Raw genomic sequence first — 23,257 nt, 5'->3', positions numbered from 1 at the left:
AAAGGATCACCCCTATGTCCCTCCCCGAGCAGCAGTCCCTCGAATCCGCCTACGTCATGGGCACCTTCGCCCGCAAGCCGGTCGAGTTCGCCTCCGGCCGCGGCATGACCCTCGTCGACGCCGAGGGCCGCGAGTACCTCGACTTCCTCTCCGGCATCGGCTGCGACTGTCTCGGCCACTGCCCGCCGGCCCTGGTAGGCGCCTTGGACGCCCAGGCCGGCCGCCTCATCCACGTGAGCAACTACTTCTACATCGAGCACCGCGGCGAAGTGGCCCGCCACCTGTCCGACCTGCTCAGCCGCTACGCGCCGGAAGGCGAGGACGGCCCGTGGAAGACGTTCTTCACCAATTCGGGCGCCGAGTCCAACGAGTGCGCCCTCAAGCTGGCGCGCCTCCACGCGCTCCGGCGCGCCCAGGCCGAGGGCGGCCCTGACGCGCCCGCGCCCTATCACGTGGTGACGGTGGACGCGAGCTTCCACGGCCGCACCATGATGACGCTCGCCGCCACCGCCCAGGCCAAGTTCCACGTGGACTTCGCGCCCATGCCTGACGGCTTCCTCGACGTGCCGCGCAACGACGTGGCCGCCCTGGAGGCGCTCTTCGCCGCCCACGGGCCGGAGATCTGCGCGGTCATGCTCGAGTGCGTCCAGGGCGAGAGCGGCGTGCATCCCCTGACACCCGAGTTCCTGGCTGCCGCCCGCCGCCTCACGCGCGAGCATGGCGCGCTTCTCATCTGCGACGAGGTCCAGTGCGGCATCTTCCGCACGGGACGCCCCTTCGGGTTCCAGCACTTCGGCATCGTGCCCGACGTGGTGTCGATGGCCAAGGGGATAGCGGGCGGCTTCCCGGCCGGTGCCTGCGCGGCCCGCGCCGAGGTGGCCGACCTGTTCGCCCCCGGCGACCACGGCACCACCTTCGGCGGCAGCTGCCTGGCCGTGGCCGCGGCCCAGGCCGTGCTCGACGAGCTGGACGCCGGCGGCTACGAGCAGCGCGTCGCCGAGGTCGGCGCCTACCTGCGCGAGCGCCTGACCGCCCTCCCGCGCGTGCACGACGTGCGCGGCCTGGGCCTCATGGTGGGCTGCGACCTGGTCGAGGACGCCCCCAGCGCCCCCGAGGTGGTGTCCGCCGCCCTCGAGCGCGGCTTCGTCCTCAACGCCACCGGCCCGCGCACCCTCCGCTTCCTCCCGCCCCTCATCTGCGAGCGCGCCCACGTAGACGCCCTCGTCGCGGCCCTCGCCGCCATCGTCTAGCCCGCGTCGGCAGCCCCCTGCCTCTCGGAAGGCGGGGCAATGGGGGGAGGGCGCTGCCAAGCGGGGCACGGGCGTGGGGGTGGGGCTCCCCGTCTTGCGCCACCCCCCCTGCGCTCCTGCCCCCGTTTCCTGCGCATCCGCGCAGCCGCCGGCCCCAAAAATGGCCAAAAACGACGACCTGACGACAAAGCGGGGCACGAAAGCACGCCCCGCGACGCGAATCCCCCTAAGGCCCAGAGCGCGACCTGGGCTTTTGCGCGTCGCCGCCTTCGGCGACGCGCCCCCGGTGCGAAAACCTGTCGTCAGGTCGTCATTTTTGGCCACTTTACACGCCAGGGTCGCACGCGGGCGCGCTCGGTGCCCCATATGAGCGCGATGCGCAGGGGGAAACGGCGAAGGCGCTCGCCGCTCCCATTCAGCGCGGGGCGTGTGCTATGCCGCAAGCACCGGTGAGGCCCGCTTTTTCCTTAAAAGTCGGAGCGGGCGGCGCAGGGGCTTAGTTGGGGGGGGGTAGTGGCATCGCCGTCCCTTACTGTTTGCTCCTCTGCGCCATCCGTCCGCTTGTTTGGGATCCTGTCTCTCCAGCACCGCCACGTTGCAGGGAAGCGTCTGCGCATGGTGCTGAATTGGGTGATGCCTCTGTGGTGCAAGCGTTGATGAGCAGACCGTGAAGGGGGTGGCACCCACGTTGTGTGGGGTTCGGTAGGATTGACGTTATTTGCCCTGAACCAACATGCCTGCCGATGATTTACCGTAGCTCTAGGTTTCGAATTGCGGCCTATGATCACTTCTTTTGAAGTCATTATGCCTGAGCCAAGCTTCTGAGCATAGTGGTTTCAAGAGCCATGGGGGATGGATTGAAAGCATGCCCTTCGGGCTATAAATGCGCCTTAGACGAGGTCTTTCCTGGAAAGTAGTTCTTCAAGCTGCTGGCTTGAATGGATGCCTAGCTTCCGATAGATAGAATACTTATGCGTCTTAACAGTGTTGGTCGATACAACAAGCTTGTCTGCGATGTAAGGCACATCTCTCCCATTCGCGAGATAACGCAGAACGTGACCTTCCTGAGTGGTTAAGCCGTATTTTTCCACTATTTTCAGCACCATGCGTTTGCGGTGATAGGGGATTTCGTATTGGATAGACTGCAGAAAGGACTCCTTAGAGCGCCTGTATTCGACAACATCCAGGGCGTCAATTAGCTCAAGCAATGCGAGCTCCAAGCTCGATTTCTTCTTTTTTTCCAAAAGATAATCAGGAATGGTTTGGTAAAGCTTTGCCGATGCCTCCAAGGCCAATAATTCATCAGGCTCCATGATGACTCCTTTTCCTTGCTGCATATAAGCGGCTCTCGTAATTATAGTATGGGGCGACTGGGCAGACTTTTAGTATCTTTCGCTGATATCTACTACATATCAAGAGCGGTAATTATTCGCTTGATTCGAAAATACGTCTGTGTTCAGGCATAACGTTGGTGTCTATGCGCCATTCGGCCTCATAATTTATTTATAAATAAGATAGCTTTTAGGCAAAACCAATCATAACAATTTGATTATTTTAGAAGCACTGCAGAGCGATGCCTGAGGTTGGCATCGGGGTTCGAATCGCTGTTCCATTTGAAGTGACTTCACCATACCTACGTGTCCTTTGTGCGCCTGTCAGAAAAGGAGAAGGAATGGATTACCAAGAGTATCTGGACTCAGTAGATCGTAAGGCCTATCACGAGGGCGAGTGGCGTTGGCAGGAGGGTGACTTCACCGTCACCCGTACCAACCACTGGTCGCCCCCGGGCTGCCACAACGGCTGCGGCGTGCTGCTCTTTGTGGACAAGGAGGGCAAGCTCGCCCGCATCGAGGGCGACCCGCTGGCCCCGTTCAACGGCGGCAAGCTGTGCATGCGCTGCCTGGATATGGTGGAGGCCGTCAACCATCCCGACCGCCTGAAGTGGCCCCTTAAGCGCGCTGGCGAGCGCGGCGAGAACAAGTGGGAGCGCATCAGCTGGGACGAGGCCTACGACATCATTGTGGAGAAGGTTAATTACATCAAGGAGAACTACGGGTCCCACACCATCCTCTTCGATCATGGCACCGGCCGTAACATCGGCTGGCAGCTTCCTCTCTTCGCGTCGACTGCGCTTGAGACGCCTAATGTTAGCAACTTCGGCTTCTCCGGCTTTGCATGTTACCTGCCCCGCATGATTGCCTCATCGGCAAAGATGGGCGAGATGAACATCATCGACGTGTCCGAGACGCATGAGCTGAGGTATGCGGATCCCACCTTCCGCCGCCCCGACGTCATCATGGTGTGGGGCAACGAGCCGCTCAAGTCCAACGCTGACGGCTTCCTGGGCCACTGGATCGTCGAGTGCATGCAGATGGGCACCAAGATCATCTCCATCGACCCGCGCCTGACCTGGCTCGGCGCCAAGGCCGAGGTGTGGCTGCAGGTGCGTCCCGGCACCGACGGCGCCCTTGGCATCGGCATGCTCAACACCATCATCAACGAGGACCTCGTCGACCACGACTTCATCGACAAGTGGTGCTACGGCTACGAGCAGCTCGTCGAGTCGGTGCAGGGCAAGGACGCCGACTGGGCGGCCGAGATCTGCGATGTGCCTGCTGAAGATATCCGCAAGGCTGCGCGCATTTACGCAACCGCCGAGTCCGCCTCCATCCAGTGGGGCCTCGCTTTCGAGCAGCAGCTTTCTGCATTGGGCGTGTCGGCGGCAGCCTTGGACCTTATGGGCGTTACCGGCAATATCGATAGGCCTGGTGGCAACCTTCTGATGAAGTGCGCCTTCGATATTGAGAAGCGCTATGGTCTGGGCGACTTCAAAATCCCGCGTGAGAACTATAAGCATAAGCTTACTACCTCGGCTGGCATCGAGGAGTCAGACATCGTGGCCTGCGCGTCCGCAGACTCGTTTATTCACGCCTCTGAGGCTGAGGAGCCCTTCAAGATCCAGATGCTCTGGATTGAGTCGGGCAACCCTATCGCCTGCTCCAGCATGGATGCGCCACGTGCCTACAACGCCATGAACAACATTCCCTTTATCGTCGTCGCCGACCCGTTCATGACCCCCACCGCCGTGGCCCACGCCGACATCGTGCTGCCCGTGGCCATGAGCTGCGAGCGCAACGCCGTGCGCACCTGGTGGACGCCGGCGCGCTCCATCTCCAAGTGCACGAGCTACTATGAGGCCAAGTCCGACGAGGATATCATCCTCGACCTGGGCAAGCGCCTCAAGCCCGAGAACTGGCCGTGGAAGGACGACAAGGAGCTCTCCACCTGGTACCTGTGCGACCAGTACGCCGAGGGCGGCACGTCTTACGAGGGCGACTTCGAGGAGCTGCAGGCCCGCGGCGGCTACAAGTACGATCCTTGGAACAGCGAGTACTACAAGTACGAGAAGGGCATGTGCCGTCCCGACGGCCAGCCGGGCTTCGACACCGCCACCGGCCGCTTCGAGTTCTGGAGCTGGGGCTACAACCACTGGGGCGTCGACCCGATGCCGTACCACATCGAGCCGAAGAACTCTCCGGTCTCCACGCCGGATCTGCTCAAGGAGTACCCGCTCATCGCCACGTCCGGCGGCCGCTCCTACGAGTTCTTCCACAGCGAGCACCGTCAGCTGGAGACTATGCGCGAGTTCCATCCCTATCCGCTCGTGACCATCAATCCCCAGACCGCTGCTGCCCATGGCATCGAGGACGGCGATTGGGTGTGGATTGAGAGCCCGCATGGTCGCTGCCGCCAGAAGGCCTTCCTGTTCCCGGGCATCAAGCCTAACACCATCCACATGGAGCATGCGTGGTGGTTCCCGGAGGAAGAGGCCGCCGAGCCCAGCCTCTACGGCGTGTTTGATTCCAATATCAATAACATGACGAAGATTTTTGAGACAGGCCAAGGCGGCATTGGCTCGGACATCAAGAGCTTCCTCGCGAGAATCTATAAATACGAGGAAGGGGATCAGATGCCGGGCGAGGTGGTGACGAGAGAAGGCGGATTCGGAGACTACGTCCCTGGCACCTGGGCAGGCGATATTGCATCCATGAAGGAGCGTGAAGGGCAAACGGACTTCATTCAAGATGAGGTTAAACGTGCTGTTCAGCAAAAGGTTGAGGATGCAAACATGCAAGGCCGAGAGGCGTTGAAGAAAGCCATGGCCGATGGCAAAGCCGAGATGCAGCAGTAGCGCAGAGAAAAGGAGACTGATAATGACAAAGGGAATCCTAGTCAATTACGACTACTGCACTGGCTGCCACTCCTGCGAGGTGGCCTGCAAGAAGGAGCTCGACCTGCCCAAGGGCGAGTTCGGCATCAAGGTGGAGGAGGTTGGCCCGTTCCAGTACGCCAACCGCCCCGGCCTCGAGGGCGCGTGGGAGTGGACCTACATGCCCGTCATCACCCAGGCCTGCGACATGTGCGCCAGCCGTACCGCCGAGGGCAAGATGCCCATGTGCGTCCAGCACTGCCAGGCGTGGTGCATGTACTACGGCGAGGCTGAGGAGCTTGTCAAGAAGATGGACGGCAAGACCCGCTGGGCATTGCTGACGGTAGCCGAATAAGTATTCGGCTGATGGCTTAGCGCGGAGTTCGCCACTGGACTGTCCCCGAAAGTCTTTGCATTTCGCCTGCAAACAGGGTGGTGGTAATCGCCTTCTTAAGGCGAGAGGCCTAGTGGAGTTTCCTCGTCCATCGGCATCGTAGCGAGTAAAACTCGGGTGCGAATAATACGTCAAGCCGCTAGGGGCTGATTCCGGAACTTCTCGGGGTCAGCCCCCTCGGTTTGCCCCGACGCCTTCTCCTACTCCGGCGGATGGCGCATCTGTCTAGGTTTTTCTTGGGGGAGGGGCTTTCAAAGCGGGCTCACTCCCTTTTTCGCAAGCTGTGCCGAATACCCGCTCGGCTGTTCCGCCGTCTATGCGGGTACTCCTTCCGGACGCGTTCTGGGCAATCCCTCGATCCTCGGGTACAGAACTTCCCAGTTCTCGTTCCCGAAGAAATAAGCGGCAGCCAACCCGTGCGAGCGCGCTATTTCGCACGTGCGGCATTGCGCCTTGGGGGCGTCGCGCCAAAGAAAGCGCCCTTCTCATCAGGGGTTTCTCCTTGATTCCGGAGTCCGATGCAGACTCCTCGCGCCCTCAATGTTTCCGTTTCGCAAATTTCTCGCGTGTTTTTCCGAAACCTGCGTTATCATCCCCTGCAAGCAATGAGCTGCTTCGCGGTCATCGTTTGGCCGCGCAGGAAGAACCGTCTGAAAGGAACCACGGCGTGCAGACCTCCGGTCTCATAGCAACCGACATCGCCCTCGCTGGCGATGCTGCCGTGCGCTCCGACGTTCTCTCCACGGTTACCCGACGCCGACGCGTCGAGGTGACGACCCGTCTGCGACGACGTTAGTCGTCCGCATTCTCCCAAGGGCCGCTTTTCTCCCTTCCCCACTCGCCTTCGCGTGAAGGCGGGGCACGCAGGCGCCGCCCGGCGCCCGCCCTCGATGAAAAGCCGTGGTACGCAGCAGCATCCCGCCGAAGCTCCTGGGGCGCCCGCAAGGGCTTGCCCTGTTCGCGTCAAGCCGTCTCCGCGTTCCGCAGACCCGGGCACGAAGTCAAGCAGAACAAGCGAAAGGGCACGAATCATGACGCAGCAGAACACCACCAAGGACAAGGTCATCCTCGCTTACTCGGGCGGTCTCGACACCTCCGTGTGCATCAAGTGGCTCCAGGAGAAGTACGACCTTGACGTGATCGCCGTCGCCGGCGACCTCGGCCAGGATCACGCCGGCCTGGAGGCCATCAAGGCCAAGGCCCTCGCCTCCGGCGCCATCGAGTGTCTGGTGGTGGACATGCGCCAGACCTTCGCCGACGAGTACCTCACCTGCGCCATGGCCGCCAACGCCCTTTACGAGAACAAGTACCCCCTGGTCAGCGCCCTCTCGCGGCCGCTCATCGCCAAGCATCTGGTGGACGCGGCCCATGCGTACGGCGCCAAGTACATCGCGCACGGCTGCACCGGCAAGGGCAACGACCAGGTGCGCTTCGAGTCCTCCATCCTCATGCTCGACCCCGAGCTCGAGATCATCGCGCCGGTGCGCGACTGGGATCTGGGCTCGCGCGAGGAGGAGATGGCCTGGGCCGAGGCCCATGGCATCGACGTGCCCACCACCAAGGCGTCGCCCTACTCCATCGACGACAACCTGTGGGGTCGGGCCATCGAGTGCGGCGTGCTCGAGGACCCGTGGGCCGAGCCGCCGGCGGACATCTACACCATGACCGTCGACCCGACCGAGGCGCCCGATGCCCCCACCTACGTGGACGTGGCCTTCGAGCACGGCGTGCCCTGCGCGCTCAACGGCCAGGCCATGGACTACCTCGACATCATCTACGCCATGAACGACATCGCCGGCTCCAAAGGCTACGGTCGCCTCGACATGATCGAGAACCGGCTCGTGGGCGTGAAGAGCCGCGAGTGCTACGAGGTGCCCGGCGCCCTCGCCCTCATCCAAGCCCACAAGGCGCTCGAGGACCTCTGCCTCGAGCGCAGCGTGCTCCACTACAAGCTCGGCATCGAGCAGACGTGGGCCGAGCAGGTCTACAACGGCCTGTGGTTCTCGCCGCTCAAGGAGGCCCTCGACGCCTTCCTCGCCGACACCCAGCAGTGCGTCACCGGCACCATCAAGCTGAAGTTCTACAAGGGCAGCTGCACCGTGGTGGGGCGCAAGTCCGACTACTCGCTCTATACCTACGAGCTGGCCACCTACTCCGCCGAGGACGAGTTCGACCAGCAGGCTGCCAAGGGCTTCATCGACCTGCACGCGCTCACCTGCAAGGTGTGGGCGAAGAACCGCCTGTCCATGGGCGCGAAGATGCACCAGTTCAACGCCGTCGGCTCCACCGCCGACGAGTTCACGGCCGAAAACTCGGCGGTCGTGGAAGAGGCCGAGGCCGTCATCGCCGCCACCCCGGTCACCGCGTAGAATCTCAGGAAGCGAAGAGGGGGTCTGGCGCAGGGCGCAGCGAGGTTAAGCCAAAGCGCCGGCGAGACCTTGGCTCGCCGGCGCGACGCGTCGAGCGAAGCCCTGCGCCAGACCCCCACCCCCCGTCTCGTCGTTCGGAAAGGAACCCCATGGCCCTCTGGTCCGGAAGATTCGAGGAAGGCGCCGACGCCTTCACCCAGCGCTTCGGCGCGTCCCTGCCGGTGGACAAGGCGCTCTACGCCCAGGACATCGCCGGGTCGCGCGCGCACGCGGCCATGCTGGCGGCCCAGGGGGTCATCGCCCAAGAGGACGCCGCCGCCATCGACGCAGGCCTGGCCGACGTGCTCGGGCAAATCGAGGCGGGGCAGTTCGCCTTCGACGTGAACGACGAGGACATCCACATGGCCGTGGAGGGCGCGCTCACCGCCGCCATCGGCGAGCCGGGCGCGCGTCTGCACACGGGCCGCAGCCGCAACGACCAGGTGGCCACCGACACGCGCCTCTACGCCAAGAAGCGCGCCGGCGACCTCATGGCCGCCAACGTGGCCCTGCGCCAGGCGCTCCTGGCCCAGGCCGAGGCCCACTTCGACGTCATCCTGCCGGGCTACACCCACCTCCAGCACGCCCAGCCGGTGCTCTTCTCGCATCACCTGCTGGCCTACACGTGGATGCTCACCCGCGACTTCAAGCGCCTGGCCGCCGCCCGCGAGGCCGCCGACGCGTGCCCGCTCGGCGCCGCGGCGCTGGCCGGCACCACCTATCCGCTCGACCGCTTCATGACCGCCCAGGCGCTCGGCTTCGGGTCGGTCATTCCCAACTCGCTCGACGCCGTGTCCGACCGCGACTTCCTGCTCGACCTGCTCTACGCCTGCTCGGTGTCGGCCCTGCACCTCACGCGCCTCTGCGAGGAGATCATCCTCTGGTCCACGGCCGAGTTCGGCTTCGTCACGCTGTCGGACGCCTACTCCACCGGCTCCTCCATCATGCCGCAGAAGAAAAACCCCGACTTCGCCGAGCTCATCCGCGGCAAGTCCGGCCGCGTCATCGGTGATCTGATGGCCCTCATGGTGACGGTCAAGTCGCTGCCGCTTGCCTACAACAAGGACCTGCAGGAGGACAAGGAGGGCGCCATCGACGCGGCGAACACCCTCGAGGACTGCTATCGGTGCGCGGCGGGCATGATCGCCACCATGCAGGTGAACCCGGACGCCATGATGGCCCAGGCGCGCAAGGGCTACCTGGCCGCCACCGACGTGGCCGACTACCTGGCCAAGAAGGGGCTGCCGTTCCGTCGGGCCCACGAGGTGGTGGGGCACCTGGTGCTTCTGTGCGAGAAGCGCGGCTGCGACCTGGAAGACCTCGCGCTCGACGACTTCAAGGCGGAATGCGACCTGTTCGAGGCCGACATCGCCGGCGCCCTCAACCTGCCGGCCATCGTGGCGGCCCGCACCACCTACGGCGGCACCGGCCACGAGGCCGTCCGCGCCCAGCTGGCCGAGGCCCGCGAGCGCCTGGCCGCCGACGAGGCGGCCATCGCCTAGCCCCGCGCCCGCCGGCCAGCCGAGCCGGGCTCCCCGCGGGGCGCGGCGAGGTCAAGCCAAGGCGGCGGGGAGACCTCGGTTCTCCGCCGCGACGCGTCGGGCGGAGTCTTGCGGGAGCCCGGCCCCCGCTCGCGCACCTGCCTGCCCCACCGCGCCTCCTGTGGTTTTCTCCCCACAACTGTGAAGAAACCCCTGCTCTAACGGGCCGATGGTACAATGAGCGGCAGTTTTCGACGGAGGTGATCATGGGCTCCAGGGCTATCAAGGGCCGCAAGGGAACGCGGACCAGCAACAAGAAGACCGGCGTGCTGATGGCGCTGGCCGTCGTCGTCGCCGTGGTGGTCGCCGGTGTGGCCGGGGTCATCGGGCTGTGCACCGCGTGGATCGAGGATCTCCCCGACTATGCCAACGCGGATGCCTACAACACGGCCAAGCCCACGGTCGTCTACGCCTCCGACGGCACCACCGTCCTGGCCGAGTTCCAGCTGGAGAACCGTCAGCCGGTCACCCTCGACGAGGTGAGCGAGCTCGTGCTCAAGGGCACCGTCGCCACCGAGGACGAGCGCTTCTACACCCACAACGGCGTGGACATCCTCGGCATCGGTCGTGCGCTCGTCAACAACCTGGCCGGCGGCCAGCTCGAGGGCGCCTCCACCATCACCCAGCAGTTCGTCCGCAACACCATCCTGGCGGACGAGATGAACGACATCTCCCTCAAGCGCAAGGTGCGCGAGGCCTACATCTCCCTCAAGCTGGAGGAGCAGTACGAGAAGGACGAGATCCTCCTCATGTACCTCAACACCATCAACTACGGCGCCGGCGCCTACGGCATCCAGGCCGCAGCCCAGCGCTACTTCTCCAAGAACGCCAACGAGCTCACCCTGAACGAGGCGGCCACGCTCATCGGCATCCCGCAGTCGCCTACCTACAACGATCCCACCCGGAACATGGAGAACGCCGTCAAGCGCCGCAACACGGTGCTCGACCGCATGGTGTCCAACAACGTCGTCACCCAGGAGGAGGCTGACGCGGTCAAGGCGGAGCCCATCACCCTGAACGAGAAGGTGCCCTCGCAGTCGGGCATCCTGGCCTACCCCTACTTCACGAGCTACGTGCGCAACCAGCTGACCGACCCCAACGGCAAGTACGCCTACTCCACCGCCGAGGTGTTCAAGGGCGGGCTCACCGTCTACACCACCCTCGACGTGACCATGCAGGGCTACGCCGAGGAGGCCTGCGAGAAGAAGAAGAAGCAGGCTGGCGGCGACCCGTTCGAGGTAGCGCTCGTCGCCATCGACCCGGACAACGGCTACATCAAGGCCATGGTCAGCCAGGGAGAGTACGGCGAGGGCGAGGGCCAGACCATGGTGAACATGGCCACGGGCGAGGGCGGCTCCGGTCGTCAGGCAGGCTCGTCGTTCAAGACGTTCACGCTGGCCGCCGCCATCGAGGAGGGGATCGACCCCGAGACGAAGATCGACGCCGGCCGCCAGGAGAAGTTCCCCGGCTGGGACGTGCACAACATCGGCTACGCCGACTACGGCACCCGCTCCATCGCGAGCGCCTTTGCCGTGTCCTCCAACACCGCCTTCGCGCGCCTGTGCCTTTCGCTTGGGCCCGACAAGGTGGCCGACATGGCCCACAAGCTGGGCATCACCTCTCCGCTGGAGGAGGTGGGCTCCATCACCCTGGGCACCTCGCTCGTCACCCCGCTTGAGATGGCCGACGCCTACGCCACGCTCGCCAACGGCGGCGTCCACTACGACCCTGAGTGCATCGAGCGCGTCGTCGATCGCAACGGCAAGGTCATCGTGGACAACTCCAACCCCCAGGGCGAGCGCGTCATCGACCAGGAGGTGGCCGTGGCCACCATCGAGGTCATGAAGGGCGTCGTCACCTCCGGCACCGGCCGCGCCGCGGCGCTCTGGAGCCTCGGCCAGGAGGCCGGCGGCAAGACGGGAACGGCTGACGATTACAAGGACAACTGGTTCTGCGGCATCACCCCGCAGCTGTCCGTGGCCATCTGGCTGGGTGATCGCGCCGACATCACCAAGGCCAAGTCCATCCCCGGCGGCGTGTCGGCGGCCAGCGTGTTCTCCGACTTCCTCGGCAAGGCCCTCAAGGGCCAGCAGACCGAGAAGTTCCCCAAGGCCGACAAGAAGCCCGACTACATCAAGGACTTCAGGGACGAGGAGTACCATATCGGCGGCAACTACGGCAAGGGCGACGAGGGCGCCGAGGAGCAGGGCGAGGCAGCCCAGACCGGCGAGGCCCCTGACACCCCGCCGGCCACGACCGCCCCGCCGGCCACCCAGCCCACCACCCCGCCGGCCACCGACCCGGGCAACACCGGCGGCAACCAGAGCGGCAACCAGGGCGGCAACCAAGGCGGGAACACGGGTGGCAACCCCGGCGACAACACCGGTGGAAACACCGGCGGCAACCCCGGCGACAACACCGGTGGCAATACTGGCGGCAACCAGGGCGGCAACACCGGGGGCAACACCGGAGGGAACACGGGCGGCAACCCGGGAACCATCTCCGGCAACCAGGGCCGCGCCGCCTAGAGGGCCGCAGCGCGATAGGCACCACTCCGGGTCGGCTCAAGCCGGCCCGGCGGCATAAAGACGGAAGGGCCCGCGGGCCCCGGAACAGGAGCATCGATGAACAGCTTCAAGATGACACGTATCGTCTCGTTCGCCCTGGCGGCTCTCTGCCTGGGCGCGCTGGTGGCGCTGGCTGGCTGCGCCGCCCAGAACAACCCGGCCACCGAGGCCCAGACGGCTAACCGTCAGTACATGGCCCAGGTCAACCAGACCATGGACGACCTCTCCCAGAAGCTCGAGGGCTTCGAGGACGCGGTGTCTCGCGGCGACGTGGTGACCATGCGCACCCAGGCGGACAACGCCTTCAAGGCGCTCGACGCCCTGGCTGCCATCGAGGCGCCCGAGCCGCTCAAGGAGGTTCAGCAGGACTACGTGGACGGCTGCAACGCGCTCAAGGACGCGCTCAACGGCTACATCGCCCTCTACACCGAGGTGGCGAGCGCCACTGACGAGCATCCCTTCGACTACGCCACCTACGACCAGCGCGTCAAGGACATCCAGAACACCTACGATGAGGGCATCGACAAGCTCAAGGCCGGGGACGCCCGCGCCGCCGAGCTGTAAGCCCCATCCTCCCTCGCACCACAGGGCCCGGCCGATCGCCCGGGCCCTTGCTGTCTCTGCAGAAAGGAACCCCATGGCCCGTCCCACCGTTGAGCTCTTGGCCCCCGCCGGCACCCCCGAGGCGCTCCATGCGGCCGTCGCCGCTGGTGCTGATGCCGTCTACCTGGGCCTGGAGGCCTTCAATGCCCGTCGCAACGCGGGGAACTTCTCCCTAGAGGCCCTGCGCGAGGCCTGCGCCTATGCCCATTTGCGCGGCGTGAGCGTCTACGTGGCGCTCAACACGATCATCCTTCCCGGCGAGGCGGCCGACGCCCTGGAGTGCGCACGCCAGGCCTACCGGGCCGGCGCCGACGCCTTCATCGTGCAGGACATCGGCCTGGCTGCCGAGCTCTCGCGCACCCTGCCCGAGGCGCGGCTCCACGTGTCCACCCAGATGAACACCGTCAACCTGGCCGGCATCCGCGCTGCCGCCCGCCTGGGCGCGCGCCGCGTTACCCTGGGCCGCGAGCTGTCGGTGGAGGAGGTGGCCGTGCTGGCTGCGGAGGCGGCCGAGCTGGGCATGGAGGTGGAGGCGTTCGCCCACGGCGCGCTGTGCGTCTGCTACTCGGGCCAGTGCTTCATGTCCTCCCTGATCGGCGGCCGTTCGGCGAACCGCGGCCTGTGCGCCCAGGCGTGCCGCCTGCCCTATGAGCTGCGCAACCGAGCGCTGCAGAAGAGCCTGCCCTCGCCAGGCGACCACCTGCTCTCGCCCCAGGACCTCTGCACGGTGGACCTGGTGCCCGCGCTGGTGGAGGCCGGGGTCGCCTCTCTCAAGATCGAGGGCCGCATGAAGTCCCCCGAGTACGTGCAGGCCGTCGTCTCCGTCTATCGCAAGGCCCTGGACGCGGCCCTCGCGAGCCCCTCCGGGCAAGATGCGCCCTCCGCGCCGGCGCAGCCCGGCGTCACCGACGCCGATCGCGACCGTCTCACCGACGCCTTCTCGCGCGGCTTCACCACGGCCTACCTGGAAGGGGAGCGCGGCAACGGCATCATGAGCTATCGGCGTCCCAACAACCGCGGGCTGTTCCTCGGCCGCGTTGACGAGGTGCGCGACGGCGCCGCCTTCCTCAAGAGCGATCACGTCCTGGCCGAGGGCGACGTGCTGGAGTTCTGGACGCGCAAGGGCAACGGCACGCTTGCGCTGGGACCTGTTCGCACCGACAAGCGGGGACGTTACCACCTGCCGCTCGAGGGCAAGGCGCGCACGGTGAAGGCCGGCGACCGCGTCTTTCGCGTGCGCAGCGCCGAGGCGGCCTTCGCCGACGACGCCCGCGAGCCCCGCGTGCCCCTCGTGGGCGCCGCCACGCTGCGCATCGGCGAGCCGCTCGGCATCGAGTTTCGCGTCGCCACGGAGGCGGAGGTTCTCGCGGCGCTCCCCCTGGAGCACGGTGACGCGGCCCGCACCTCCCTCGCCATCGCCCGCCGCCTGGCCGCCGCCTTCCCCGAGGGCGGTCTTCTCGGCGTCGCGGAGGGCCAGGAGGTCGAGGCGGCCCGCACTCGCGCCGTCTCCCTCGACGACGCGGCAGCCCACATCGACCGCCTCGGCAATACGCCCTACCGGCTGGTGAGCCTCGCCATCGACCTGGACGACAACGTGGGCATCGGGTTCTCCCAGCTCCACCACATTCGCGCCGAGGCCCTCGACCGCCTGCAGTCCCTCATCCTGGCGGGAACCGCCGACCGGCCGCTGCCTCGCGTCGTCCCCCGCGATCCCGCGCCTGCGGCTCATCCCTCGGGCTGCCGCATCGCCGTCACGGTGACCAATCCTGCCTGCGCCCGCGCGGCCAAGCGGGCTGGCGCGCACCTCATCTACGTGCCCGCGCTCAACTACCGCCGCGGTGAGGCCGTCATCGCAGGCCAGCTGAACGCCGCTGCCGAGCAGGCGGGCTATCCCAAGGGCTGCATCCCCATCATGCCCGTGGTCGACCACGAGGCCGTCGGCTCCTCCCGCGAGGCTGCCGTGGCCCACGACGTGTGGAAGTACGCCGCCGAGGACAAGCCCCTCATGGCCGAGAGCCTCGGCGCGCTCCAGCGGGCCTCTGAGGAGGGCGCGCTCATCAGCGTGGGGCCGCATGTGCCGGTTACCAACGCGCTCTCGCTGCGCACGGTCAGCGACTTCGGCGCCGAGCGCGTATGGCTCTCGCCCGAGCTCACCCTGCGCCAGATCGAGGAGCTCGCCCGCGAGGCGCCGGTGGAGATCGGCGTGCAGCTCATCGGCGCCACCGAGCTCATGGTCACCGAGCACTGCCTGCTCATGAGCCAAGGCCCCTGTGACGAGGACTGCGCCGTCTGCCCGCGCCGCAAGAGCCCCCATTACCTGCGTGACCGCAAGGGCTTCGAGTTCCCGGTCGTCACCGACTGCTTCGGGCGCAGCCACCTGTACAACTCCGTGGAGCTGGACGTGGCTCCCGCCCTGCCCGAGCTCATGGCCGCCGGCGTGTCGGCCTTCATGGTGGACGCCACCCTCATGAACGTCGAGGAGACGGCCCATGCCGTGGGCCGCGCCATCCGCGCGCTCCACGTGGCTCAGAACGACGGCAACGCCATCGCCAAGATGCCCGACACCACCTCGGGCCACCTCTTCCGCGGCGTCAGCTAGCCTGCGGCCCGCACCCTGCGCTAGAATGTCCTGCCAGCAGCCGAACCCAATCCCAAGGAGATGAGTCCGATAACTCCCGAAGAACAGCTCCACATCATCAAGTCCGGTGCCGCCCAGATCGTCCCCGAGGCGGCCCTGCTCGAGAAGCTCAAGCGCGGCGAGCCGCTCAACGTCAAGCTGGGCGTCGATCCCACGGCTCCCGACATCCACCTGGGCCACGCGGTGCCCCTGCGCAAGCTGCGCCAGTTCCAGGACCTCGGCCATCAGGTCACCCTCATCATCGGCGACGGCACCGCGCTCATCGGCGACCCGTCGGGCCGCAACTCCACGCGTCCCCAGCTCTCGCGAGCGCAGATCGACGCCAACGCCCAGACCTACGTCGACCAGGCCTTCAAGGTGCTCGACCCTGCCAAGACCACCCTGCGCTACAACTCGGAGTGGATCCTGTCGCTCGACATGGAGGCCCTCCTCAAGCTGCTGGCCAACTTCACCGTGGCCCGCATCCTCGAGCGCGACGACTTCCACAACCGCTACGCCAACTCCCAGCCCATCAGCCTGCATGAGTTCCTCTACCCGGTCATGCAGGCCTACGACTCGGTGGTCATCAAGGCCGACGTGGAGCTCGGCGGCACCGACCAGCTGTTCAACCTGCTCGCCGGCCGCGAGCTCATGGAGAAGATGGGCATGGAGCCCCAGGTCTGCCTCACCCTGCCGCTTTTGGAGGGCACCGACGGCGTGAAGAAGATGTCGAAGAGCTACGGCAACTACATCGGGCTCACCGACGAGCCGGCTGACATGTTCGGCAAGGTCATGTCCATCCCCGACGAGCTCATGGTCAAGTACCACCGCCTGGCCTCCACCGTGCCGGTCGACGAGATCGACGCCATCGAGGCGGGCCTGGCTGCTGACGAGCTCCATCCCAACAAGGTGAAGCGCGCGCTCGCCCGCAACATCGTGGCCTCCTACTACGACGACGCGGCGGCCCAGGCGGCCGAGGAGCAGTTCGACCTCGTGTTCAAGAAGCACGAGGCCCCGGCTGACATCCCCGCGTTCGCCGCCGACCTCACCCCCAACGACGAGGGCCTCGTCTACGTGGCGAAGCTGCTCCATGAGGCGGGCCTGGCCCCGAGCGTCGGCGAGGCGCGCCGCCTCATCGACGGCGGCGGCGTGAAGGTCAACGGCGAGCCCCTCGCTCCCAAGGCCTACAACGTCGATCCGGCCCTCCTCGCCGGAGCCACCATCCAGGTAGGCAAGCGAAAGTTCGTCAAGCTCGTATAGCAGGAGAGAATGGGGCGCAGGCGCGCCCCCTTCTTTGTGCTCCGACGCGTGACTTCTGCCGTCTCTGCCCCTCATCCCTGCGTCTGCCGGGCGAAATTTTCCAAATTTCTCTGATATCCTTGCAAGGATCACGGGCCCTCGTTCGTATTAGAGACAAGAGAGATCGCGAAGAGGAGTCCTAGAGGAGGAGTCAGTTCCATGAAGAAGTCAATGATCGCGCTCATCGCCGCCGTGGCCCTTACCGTCCTGGCGGTTCCCGCCGTGGCGTTTGCCGCGTGGGGGCCGGCTGGCGGCTCGGCCGCGGGCAGCGTGTCCGTCTCGCCCTCCGCGCCGGCCGCGGCCGCCCTGGCCGCCTGCCCCAACTTCGTCGACAAGGACGCCGACGGCATCTGCGACGGCTACGCCCACGGCTGCGCCGGCTCCTGCTCCGGCTACGTCGACGCCGACGGTGACGGCGTCTGCGACAACTACGCTGAGCGCTCCCCGCGTCAGGGCGCCCCTGCCGCGGGCGCGTCCGCCCGCGCCCATGGCTGCCTCGCCGCCTGCCCGGGCTACGTCGACGCTGACGGCGACGGCGTCTGCGACAACTACGCTTCCGGCCAAGGCGCCGGCCGCGGCGCCGCCTCCTGCCCCGGCTACGTCGATGCCGACGCTGACGGTGCCTGCGACAACTACGGCAGCGGCTGCGGTCGCGCTCGCGGCATGGGTCATCACGGCGGCCAGGGCTACGGCTGCCGTCGCTAGGTCGTTCTTCGCGCTCCCGTGCGTCCGAGCGATGACATAGAGCAGGCCATGACGCGCCACGGCGATACCGTCTGGCGCGTCTGCCTTCTGTCGCTGCGTCACGACGCCGACGCGCAGGATGCCTTCCAGGACACGTTCATGAAGTACGCCCTGGCCGACGCCCAGGCCTTCGAGGGCGAGGAGCATCGCAAGGCCTGGCTCATTCGCGTGGCGACCAACGTCTGCCGCGACCTCCTGCGCCGCGCCGCGCGCCGCACGGCTGTCCCCTTCGACGAGGCGGCCGCCCGCCTTGCCGTATCTGACGACCCCGAGACGCAGCCCGGATCCTCCGTCCACGAGGTGATCGACGCGCTGCGCTCGCTCGACGACCCGCCGCGCACCCCGCTCTACCTCGCCATCTACGAGGGCTACACGGCGCCTGAGATAGCCAAGCTGGTCGAGGCGCCCGTCAACACGGTCTACTCGTGGATAGCCCGCGGAAAGCGGCAGCTGAAGGAGGTGCTCGCATGACCGACCTCGACGCCCGCGTCCGTCGTGCGCTCGACGCCCAGCACGTGCCCGATTCCCTCCGGCAGAAGACCCTGGCCGCCATCGAGGAGGCGCGGGCCTGCCAAGGCGCGGAGGGTGCCAGCGCGGCTCCCGGGCAGCCGCTGGTCGCTGATGCTCCCGCGACGAGTGCCGGGCCGACCGCTGCGGCAGAGGCCCCGGCGCCTTCTCCCGCCGTGCGTGCCGCCGCTCGGCGTCGTCGCCCCGCCCGCGCGATCGCGGCCCTTGCGGCATGCCTCGTCCTGGCCCTTGCGGGCTTCGGTCTCCACTCCGTCTACCGCGAGCCGGTCGCCTTCGTCGGCATCGACGTGAACCCCTCCATCGAGCTGGGGATCAACCGCTTCGACCGGGTGGTGGAGGCGCGCCCCCTCAACGATGACGGCCGCGCCCTGCTCGAGGACGTGGCGCTCACCGGCCTCGGATACCAGGAGGCCATCGACGCGCTCACCACGAGCGCCGCCTTCGCGCCCTATGCCGACGCCGGCTCCCTCGTGGAGGTGAGCGTCGCCTCCGCCGACACCGCTCTGGCCGACCGTCTTGCCGCCCAGACGGATGCCGCTCTCGAGGCCCTTCCCTGCGATCATGCCTGCGGAAGCGTCGGCACGGAGGTGCGCGATCAGGCTAGCGCCGCCGGCATGGGCATGGCGCGTTACCAGGCCGCCCAGGAGCTCGTGGCGCTCGATCCCTCGCTCACGCTCGACGAGTGCGCGGCCATGAGCATGCGCGAGCTGCGCGATCGCATCAGCGCCTGCGCGGGCCATGGCGAGAGCTCGTCGGACGATGCCTCCACTGGCGCCGGACGCGGCCCCCACGCGGGCAGCGGGGCAGGGGAGGGGCGCGGCGCCCAAGGCCAGGGCCAGGGCGAAGGGGCTGGCGGCTCCCATGGTCACGGTCGCCACGGAGCCTAGCCGTTCCTTATATAAGTAAGGCGTTCCCGGCGTCGCCTGCGGCTCTTATGCAGGAATTATGGAGGTCGATATCAACCCTTGCGCTTTCCCGCCAGAGCAGTAATATATGCAAGCTGTCTTTTTCGGGAGAGGGAGGCGGCGGCCCCCGGCGGGCGAGGCGGCGACCGGCCTCGAAGAAATTCGAAAAAAGTCGTTGACAAACCTCCGGAAGCCTAGTAAAGTATCTCCTTGCGCCGCTCACGAGAGCGGACGGCGCGGAACCTTGAGAACCGGATACTGTGGATGAATTTCGAGATGGATCGAATAGTGTCAGACGGACATTTTGACCTCGTCGATTCGGCCCGGGCCCGCTTGCGGGCGCAGGGCGGATGAGACATATTTCAGCTTGTATCAAGCGAACCGATGCGGCCGCAAGGCCGCTTGAACGGAGAGTTTGATCCTGGCTCAGGATGAACGCTGGCGGCGTGCCTAACACATGCAAGTCGAACGATTAAGCCGGCTTCGGCCGGGAATAGAGTGGCGAACGGGTGAGTAACACGTGACCAACCTGCCCCTTGCTCCGGGACAACCGCTGGAAACGGCGGCTAATACCGGATACTCCGCGGGCCCCGCATGGGGCCGGCGGGAAAGCCCCGACGGCAAGGGATGGGGTCGCGGCCCATTAGGTAGTAGGCGGGGTAACGGCCCACCTAGCCCGCGATGGGTAGCCGGCCTGAGAGGGCGATCGGCCACATTGGGACTGAGATACGGCCCAGACTCCTACGGGAGGCAGCAGTGGGGAATTTTGCGCAATGGGGGAAACCCTGACGCAGCAACGCCGCGTGCGGGATGACGGCCCTCGGGTTGTAAACCGCTTTCAGCAGGGAAGATATTGACGGTACCTGCAGAAGAAGCTCCGGCTAACTACGTGCCAGCAGCCGCGGTAATACGTAGGGAGCGAGCGTTATCCGGATTCATTGGGCGTAAAGCGCGCGTAGGCGGCTGCCTAAGCGGAACCTCTAACCCCGGGGCTCAACCTCGGGCCGGGTTCCGAACTGGGCGGCTCGAGTGCGGTAGAGGAGAGCGGAATTCCCGGTGTAGCGGTGGAATGCGCAGATATCGGGAAGAACACCGATGGCGAAGGCAGCTCTCTGGGCCGGCACTGACGCTGAGGCGCGAAAGCTGGGGGAGCGAACAGGATTAGATACCCTGGTAGTCCCAGCCGTAAACGATGGGCGCTAGGTGTGGGGGGGCCTTCCCTCCGTGCCGCAGCCAACGCATTAAGCGCCCCGCCTGGGGAGTACGGCCGCAAGGCTAAAACTCAAAGGAATTGACGGGGGCCCGCACAAGCAGCGGAGCATGTGGCTTAATTCGAAGCAACGCGAAGAACCTTACCAGGGCTTGACATGCAGGTGAAGCCGGGGAAACCCGGTGGCCGAGAGGAGCCTGCGCAGGTGGTGCATGGCTGTCGTCAGCTCGTGTCGTGAGATGTTGGGTTAAGTCCCGCAACGAGCGCAACCCCTGTCCCATGTTGCCAGCATTGAGTTGGGGACTCATGGGAGACTGCCGGCGTCAAGCCGGAGGAAGGTGGGGACGACGTCAAGTCATCATGCCCCTTATGCCCTGGGCTGCACACGTGCTACAATGGCCGGTACAGAGGGCCGCCACCCCGCGAGGGGGAGCGAATCCCGCAAAGCCGGCCCCAGTTCGGATCGCAGGCTGCAACCCGCCTGCGTGAAGTCGGAGTTGCTAGTAATCGCGGATCAGCATGCCGCGGTGAATACGTTCCCGGGCCTTGTACACACCGCCCGTCACACCACCCGAGTCGTCTGCACCCGAAGCCGCCGGCCGAACCCCTTGGGGGCGGAGGCGTCGAAGGTGTGGAGGGTAAGGGGGGTGAAGTCGTAACAAGGTAGCCGTACCGGAAGGTGCGGCTGGATCACCTCCTTTCTAGGGAGACTCTAACGAGTCCGAGGCGGGTCGAGCGTCTGCTCCCCGCTCCCGGAAGACTTATCTCAAACCTATCTCACGGAGGTCGTCTCCTGGCCTCGTCCGCAGCATCCGGCCCTCGGGGCTCCGCCCCGCGCACCTTGACAGTTGCATAGCGCGCGGCACGAATGTGTCGCGAACCATGATACGAAACCACAATCCCAATGCACCATGCATTAAGAAGGTGGTCCGCATCGTGGACAGACAATACGATCGCAAACGTATGTTTGAACATAAGTTCAAAGTATCTGGAGAAGCAACTACGATGCTTCTCCGTGCGAACCTTGGACGGTAGATGAAGATACCAAGGGCGCACGGCGGATGCCTTGGCACAGGAAGTCGAAGAAGGACGCGGCAAGCTGCGATAAGCCTCGGGGAGGAGCACACATCCCTTGATCCGAGGATCTCCGAATGGGGGAACCCGCCCGGGGTCATGCCCGGGCACCCCGCCCTGAATCAAATAGGGGCGGGGGGACAACCCGGGGAACTGAAACATCTAAGTACCCGGAGGAAGAGAAATCAACCGAGATCGCGCGAGTAGCGGCGAGCGAAAGCGCGCGAGCCCAAACCCGGGCGCGTGTAAGCGGCAGGCGTTGCCGCCCGGGGGTCGTGGGAGCCTCATCCCAGGCGCTGCCCGCCTGGGCGGGGTCACAAAGGAGCTGGGTAGCGGAACGGCATGGAAGGGCCGGCCGCAGCGGGTAAGAGCCCCGTACGCGAAACCCAGCTCCCCCCGTGGGGATTTCCCGAGTAGGGCCGGACACGTGAAACCCGGTCCGAAGCCGGGGGGACCACCCTCCAAGGCTAAACACTCTCCTGTGACCGATAGCGCACCAGTACCGTGAGGGAAAGGTGAAAAGCACCCCGAGAGGGGAGTGAAACAGTACCTGAAACCGTGCGCCTACAAGCAGTCGGAGCAGCCTCGCGCTGTGACGGCGTGCCTTTTGTAGAATGAGCCAGCGAGTTGCGGTATGCGGCGAGGTTAAGTTATGAAACGAGCCGCAGCGAAAGCGAGCCTTTAAGATGGCGATTCAGTCGCATGCTGCAGACGCGAAGCCGGGTGAGCTATCCATGGGCAGGCTGAAGCGGGGGTAAGACCCCGTGGAGGGCCGAACCCACTTCGGTTGAAAACGGAGGGGATGACCTGTGGATAGGGGTGAAAGGCCAATCAAACCCGGAGATATCTCGTTCTCCCCGAAATAGCTTTAGGGCTAGCCTCGGCCGTTCTCCCATGGTGGTAGAGCCACCGGATCCCTGAGGGGGCTTCACCGCCTACCGACGGGAACCGAACTCCGAATGCCATGGGATCACAGGCCGGGAGTCAGAGCATGTGGGCTAAGCTGTGTGCTCGAGAGGGAAACAGCCCAGACCGCCCGCTAAGGCCCCCAAGTCATCGCTGAGTGGCAAAGGATGTGCGTCTGCCCAGACAACCAGGATGTTGGCTTAGAAGCAGCCATGCATTTAAAGAGTGCGTAACAGCTCACTGGTCGAGTGGACATGCGCCGACAATTCACGGGGCTAAGCGATGCGCCGAAGCGGCGGAATGATTCATTTCATTGGTAGGGGAGCTTTCCGTCACCGGAGAAGCCGCGGGGCGACCCGCGGTGGAGGGGACGGAAGTGAGAATGCTGGCATGAGTAACGAGAGCTGGGCGAGAAACCCAGCCGCCGTAAGCCTAAGGGTTCCTGGGCAAGGCTAATCCTCCCAGGGTCAGTCGGGAGCTAAGGCGAGGCCGGAAGGCGTAGCCGATGCGCAACGGGTGGACATTCCCGTACCGCTGATGGGCCGCTATCTACCGAGGGGGCGACGGAGAAGGGTAGCCGGGCGGGGTTCTGGACGTCCCCGTGAAAGCATGTAGGGCGAGGCGCGTGGAAACCAGCGCCTCACGTGAGCCTGAGACGCGAGACGAAGCCTCATGGCGAAGCCGGCGAGCCCATGCTTCCGAGAAAAACCTCTAGGGAGGACCATCGGCGCCCGTACCAAAACCGACACAGGTGGGCGGGTAGAACATACCGAGGCGATCGGGAGAACCATGGTTAAGGAACTCGGCATACTGGCTCCGTAACTTCGGGAGAAGGAGCGCCCCTGCGGGTGAAGGACCTCGCGTCCGGAGCGTGCGGGGGCCGCAGCGAAACGGCCCAAGCGACTGTTTATCAAAAACACAGGACTCTGCAAAGTCGTAAGACGACGTATAGGGTCTGACGCCTGCCCGGTGCCGGAAGGTTACGCGGATGCGTTAGCACT

At 65.5% G+C, this 23,257-nt stretch carries 13 protein-coding genes and 2 rRNA genes (1 of these 15 only partly in view); 14 read left to right on the top strand and 1 reads right to left on the bottom strand.

Annotated elements, in window-relative coordinates:
- Positions 1-14: 14 nt before the first annotated feature.
- On the top strand, positions 15-1,250 hold the full coding sequence (locus AC6I0Y_RS09370) for an aminotransferase class III-fold pyridoxal phosphate-dependent enzyme (RefSeq protein ID WP_497731275.1): 1,236 nt from the start codon (positions 15-17) through the stop codon (positions 1,248-1,250).
- A gap of 890 nt (positions 1,251-2,140) precedes the next feature.
- On the opposite strand, the gene AC6I0Y_RS09365 is transcribed toward AC6I0Y_RS09370, so the two are convergent.
- Positions 2,141-2,563 carry a helix-turn-helix transcriptional regulator gene (locus tag AC6I0Y_RS09365; RefSeq protein WP_160710421.1) on the bottom strand — a complete coding sequence of 141 codons (423 nt, stop codon included), beginning with the start codon at positions 2,561-2,563 and terminating at the stop codon, positions 2,141-2,143.
- 359 nt (positions 2,564-2,922) lie between these two features.
- Between AC6I0Y_RS09365 and AC6I0Y_RS09360 the strand changes: the two genes are divergently transcribed.
- The 13 genes from AC6I0Y_RS09360 to AC6I0Y_RS09300 form a co-directional block, all read left to right on the top strand.
- Positions 2,923-5,442, top strand: a complete 2,520-nt coding sequence (locus AC6I0Y_RS09360) for a molybdopterin-dependent oxidoreductase (RefSeq protein WP_497731271.1) — start codon at positions 2,923-2,925, stop codon at positions 5,440-5,442.
- A gap of 22 nt (positions 5,443-5,464) precedes the next feature.
- Positions 5,465-5,815, top strand: a complete 351-nt coding sequence (locus AC6I0Y_RS09355; RefSeq protein ID WP_497731269.1) for a 4Fe-4S dicluster domain-containing protein — start codon at positions 5,465-5,467, stop codon at positions 5,813-5,815.
- A 1,070-nt stretch (positions 5,816-6,885) separates the two neighbouring features.
- The gene (locus AC6I0Y_RS09350) at positions 6,886-8,223 is read left to right on the top strand and encodes an argininosuccinate synthase (protein ID WP_497731266.1); all 1,338 of its coding nucleotides are present in this window, start codon (positions 6,886-6,888) and stop codon (positions 8,221-8,223) included.
- Between the two features lie 149 nt (positions 8,224-8,372).
- Complete coding sequence (gene argH, locus AC6I0Y_RS09345; protein WP_497731263.1) at positions 8,373-9,764, top strand: argininosuccinate lyase; 1,392 nt, start codon at positions 8,373-8,375, stop codon at positions 9,762-9,764.
- A gap of 245 nt (positions 9,765-10,009) precedes the next feature.
- Positions 10,010-12,331, top strand: a complete 2,322-nt coding sequence (locus AC6I0Y_RS09340; RefSeq protein ID WP_497731260.1) for a transglycosylase domain-containing protein — start codon at positions 10,010-10,012, stop codon at positions 12,329-12,331.
- 96 nt (positions 12,332-12,427) lie between these two features.
- The gene (locus AC6I0Y_RS09335; RefSeq protein WP_236643428.1) at positions 12,428-12,934 is read left to right on the top strand and encodes a hypothetical protein; all 507 of its coding nucleotides are present in this window, start codon (positions 12,428-12,430) and stop codon (positions 12,932-12,934) included.
- A gap of 73 nt (positions 12,935-13,007) precedes the next feature.
- Entirely contained in the window at positions 13,008-15,572 is a 2,565-nt protein-coding gene (locus AC6I0Y_RS09330; protein WP_497731257.1) for a U32 family peptidase, read from the top strand.
- 60 nt (positions 15,573-15,632) lie between these two features.
- Positions 15,633-16,850, top strand: a complete 1,218-nt coding sequence (gene tyrS, locus AC6I0Y_RS09325; protein ID WP_497731254.1) for a tyrosine--tRNA ligase — start codon at positions 15,633-15,635, stop codon at positions 16,848-16,850.
- A gap of 198 nt (positions 16,851-17,048) precedes the next feature.
- On the top strand, positions 17,049-17,594 hold the full coding sequence (locus AC6I0Y_RS09320) for a hypothetical protein (protein WP_497731252.1): 546 nt from the start codon (positions 17,049-17,051) through the stop codon (positions 17,592-17,594).
- Positions 17,595-17,612: 18 nt separating this feature from the next.
- Positions 17,613-18,104 (top strand): RNA polymerase sigma factor, encoded by a 492-nt coding sequence (locus tag AC6I0Y_RS09315; RefSeq protein WP_497731250.1) that lies wholly within the window; start codon positions 17,613-17,615, stop codon positions 18,102-18,104.
- Complete coding sequence (locus AC6I0Y_RS09310) at positions 18,101-19,048, top strand: anti-sigma-I factor RsgI family protein (RefSeq protein WP_497731247.1); 948 nt, start codon at positions 18,101-18,103, stop codon at positions 19,046-19,048. Before AC6I0Y_RS09315 ends, AC6I0Y_RS09310 begins: the two co-directional genes overlap by 4 nt.
- Positions 19,049-19,469: 421 nt before the next feature.
- Positions 19,470-20,977 (top strand): 16S ribosomal RNA (locus AC6I0Y_RS09305).
- Between the two features lie 333 nt (positions 20,978-21,310).
- A 23S ribosomal RNA gene (locus AC6I0Y_RS09300) occupies positions 21,311-23,257 on the top strand; it runs 1,021 nt beyond the window's last position.
- The 16S and 23S rRNA genes sit together here, the layout of an rRNA operon.

Source organism: Adlercreutzia sp. St.1H8, from assembly GCF_059728655.1.
The sequence above is the reverse complement of the archived record's forward strand: the minus strand, read 5'-3'. Positions and strand labels throughout refer to the sequence as shown.